The organism is Winogradskyella sp. (genome assembly GCF_965656915.1).
Taxonomy (GTDB): domain Bacteria; phylum Bacteroidota; class Bacteroidia; order Flavobacteriales; family Flavobacteriaceae; genus Winogradskyella.
The window spans coordinates 1-3,120 of record NZ_CBFHMI010000105.1 but is presented as its reverse complement, the minus strand read 5'-3'; the positions used below and the strand labels follow the sequence as shown (position 1 = coordinate 3,120).

5 protein-coding genes are annotated in these 3,120 nt (G+C 31.2%); all 5 read left to right on the top strand.

Going from position 1 to position 3,120, the window contains the following annotated elements:
• Positions 1-53 precede the first annotated feature (53 nt).
• Positions 54-851: a Rossmann-like and DUF2520 domain-containing protein gene (locus tag ACTG3Y_RS13445; RefSeq protein WP_439153432.1), complete on the top strand. Its 798-nt coding sequence runs from the start codon at positions 54-56 to the stop codon at positions 849-851.
• Positions 844-1,377 (top strand): KdsC family phosphatase, encoded by a 534-nt coding sequence (locus tag ACTG3Y_RS13440; protein ID WP_439153431.1) that lies wholly within the window; start codon positions 844-846, stop codon positions 1,375-1,377. The genes ACTG3Y_RS13445 and ACTG3Y_RS13440 overlap by 8 nt, the downstream gene beginning before the upstream one ends.
• A gap of 6 nt (positions 1,378-1,383) precedes the next feature.
• Positions 1,384-1,698 carry a hypothetical protein gene (locus tag ACTG3Y_RS13435; protein ID WP_439153430.1) on the top strand — a complete coding sequence of 105 codons (315 nt, stop codon included), beginning with the start codon at positions 1,384-1,386 and terminating at the stop codon, positions 1,696-1,698.
• Between the two features lie 8 nt (positions 1,699-1,706).
• Positions 1,707-2,636 (top strand): geranylgeranylglycerol-phosphate geranylgeranyltransferase, encoded by a 930-nt coding sequence (locus tag ACTG3Y_RS13430; RefSeq protein ID WP_439153429.1) that lies wholly within the window; start codon positions 1,707-1,709, stop codon positions 2,634-2,636.
• A 1-nt stretch (position 2,637) separates the two neighbouring features.
• On the top strand, positions 2,638-3,120 hold a 483-nt coding region (locus ACTG3Y_RS13425; RefSeq protein WP_439153428.1), incomplete at its 3' end, for a Maf family protein.

Genomic DNA, 3,120 nt, shown 5'->3' with positions numbered 1-3,120 from the left:
TTTTAATGAAGAAGTTCTTACACTTAAATGCGAAAACTTAGTATTTTTACCATATGATATCAGTTGTTTTACTTGGAGCAGGTAATGTAGCTTACCATTTATATAAGGCTTTTAAAAAATCTAATACTATTGAAGTTGTACAATGGTATAATCGTACTCTTAAGTCAATTTCATCTTATAAAAATGAAGTAGCTATTACAGATAATCTTAATACTTTAAAGAAAGCAGATATATACTTAATGGGAGTAAGTGATGACAGTATTTCTTCATTATCTGCAGCTTTACCTTTCGAAAACAGATTAGTAGCACATACCTCTGGTAGTGTATCAATTCATGATTTAGATAAAAAAAATAACCGTGCTGTGTTTTATCCCTTGCAGACATTTTCTAAGGATTTTGAATTAAATTTTAGCGAAATTCCTATTTGTATTGAGGTTACTGAAAAAGATAATCTTCAATTATTAAAAGATTTAGCAGAAGCTACGAATAGTAAATGGTATAAAATAAATACTGAACAGAGGCAGACCTTGCATGTTTCTGCAGTCTATGTTAACAATTTTGTAAATCAACTCTATAGAATTGCACACGAAATAAGTGACGCTAAAAGTATTAATTTTGATATCTTGAAGCCCTTGATATTAGAAACTGCGAAGAAGGTGCAATACATATCACCTTACATGGCACAAACGGGTCCTGCAAAACGGAATGATAAGAAAACCATTAAAAGGCATTTAAAATTGATAGAAGACGATGAGCATAAAGTAATTTATGAGCTTCTTACAAACTCAATTAAGAGAACACATGGATTAATGAAACGACCAATAAAAAGAATACAAAAGAAAAATGAATAACGAAAAAAGCTATAAAGAGCTATTGCAAGATATTTCCACGTTTGTTTTCGATGTTGATGGAGTACTTACGGATGGTTCTATTACTGTCACTACAGAAGGAGAAATGCTAAGAACAATGAGTATCAAAGATGGTTTTGCACTAAAAACAGCCGTTGACGCCGGATTCAACATTTGTATTATTTCTGGTGGATCTAATGAAGGTGTTCGTAAGCGTTTATCTGGCTTAGGCATAAAAGATATTTATTTAGGTGCGCATAATAAAATAGAACAACTCAACGAATATTTAGGAAATCACAATATCAGTAAAGAAAATGTGTTATTTATGGGAGATGATATTCCAGATTTTCCTGTAATGAAGCTAGTAGGACTTCCAACTTGTCCACAAGATGCTGTTCCAGAAATAAAAGCCATATCGAAGTATATTTCTCATAAAAATGGTGGTAAAGGCGCGGTAAGAGATGTCATTGAACAAGTTTTAAAAGTTCATGATAAATGGAATGGAAACTTTAATGCTAAATACGATTAATTTATAATGTCAAGAAGAAGTAGAAGACATAGCACAGGTTTTGGTTATATAGGTTTTGGTAACAATCAAGCAACCTTTAATCAAAAAACGAGTACTCCTTTCTCGGTGTATAAAGAAAAATTAGATCTCGAAGCTCATTTGCACTATAAAATGCACTTTCTACATAAGGATCTCACCAAAGAAGACAAGCAAAAAATAAAAGATAAAATTAGAAAACAAGAGCAAAAACTGTTTATAAAAACTGTAATTATAAGCTTATTTGTATTTGCTGGAGTAGCATACACTGGTTACTACTTAATTAATCAAATTCTCTCTCACTAAACTCTAACATGATTCACTTTTTTAAATTAATCCGTTGGAAAAATTTAATACTGATTGCCCTTGTGCAATATTTAGTTAAATATGCTTTGTTACTCCCTTTTTACGAAAGTTACCAGGTCACTACCACTTTAAGTACATTAGCATTTACATTATTAGTTATTGCAACAGTTTGCATCGCAGCAGGAGGCTATATTATCAATGATATTTATGATATTGAAACGGACAAGGTTAATAAACCTGATAAAGTCATCATTAATAACTATATAAGCGAAAAGAATGCTTTAAACCTCTTTATTATTCTGAACATTATTGGAGTTGGTCTTGGGTTTTATCTTTCAAATGGAATAGGTAAATCTGGCTATTTTGTAATTTTTATTATAGCTTCAGCCCTACTTTATATCTATTCCTCATATTTAAAACAGATGTTATTAGTTGGCAATATTGTTGTCTCGCTTGTCGTGTCACTCAGTATTTTATTAGTTGGTATTTTTGAACTCTTTCCTGTAATTAACGCTGCTAACAGAGAAATTCAGATTACATTCTTTAAAATTATTTTAGACTACGCCATTTTCGCCTTTATGATTAATCTGGTTAGAGAATTGGTAAAAGATATTGAAGACACAGATGGTGACCACAAGGCAGGCATGCAAACGCTACCCGTAGTTTTAGGTAGAGAGCGCGCTAATAAAATTGTGTTTGCATTGTCTTTAATACCGATATTTTCTGTAATCTATTATGTCATCACATACTTATTTAAGCAAACAGAAGTTGTTTTATATTTTTTGCTTTTTGTAATCGCACCTTTAATTTATGCAACTATTAAACTATTCAGTGCTGAGCACAAGAAACAGTATGGACACATTAGCATGGTACTAAAATTAGTTATGTTCACTGGCATGCTATCTATGGTTTTATATAAATACTTTGTTTTAAAGTAACATGCTAAACGATAAATTAGAACCTTTTAATATCATATTAGCATCGGCTTCTCCAAGACGTCATGCATTCTTAAAGTCTATGAATATAGATTTTGAAGTGAAACTAAAACCTATTGATGAAATTTATCCAAAAGACTTATCAGGTAGTGAGATTACCGATTATTTAGCAAAATTAAAAGCTGATGCTTTCATTAATGACCTACAACAAAAGGACATTTTAATAACAAGCGATACTATTGTTTGGCTTAACGAAAAGGCTATTGAAAAGCCAAAAAATGAAGACGATGCCTTCAGAATGATAAAATTGTTAAGTAATAAAACCCATGAGGTTATTACGTCAATATGTTTCACACAAGTTTCAAAACAAAGCGTCGTAAACACAATGACCAAAGTGACATTTAAAGCCTTAGAAGATAACGAAATCTGGTACTATATTAACACCTATAAGCCATTGGATAAAGCTGGTGCTTATGGTATACAAGAA

Excerpts from the sequence above, each read along its gene's own strand:
- ACTG3Y_RS13435 (WP_439153430.1), top strand. The coding sequence starts at position 1,384 with ATGTCAAGAAGAAGTAGAAGACATAGCACAGGTTTTGGTTATATAGGT.
- ACTG3Y_RS13445 (WP_439153432.1), top strand. The coding sequence starts at position 54 with ATGATATCAGTTGTTTTACTTGGAGCAGGTAATGTAGCTTACCATTTA.
- ACTG3Y_RS13430 (WP_439153429.1), top strand. The coding sequence starts at position 1,707 with ATGATTCACTTTTTTAAATTAATCCGTTGGAAAAATTTAATACTGATT.
- ACTG3Y_RS13440 (WP_439153431.1), top strand. The coding sequence starts at position 844 with ATGAATAACGAAAAAAGCTATAAAGAGCTATTGCAAGATATTTCCACG.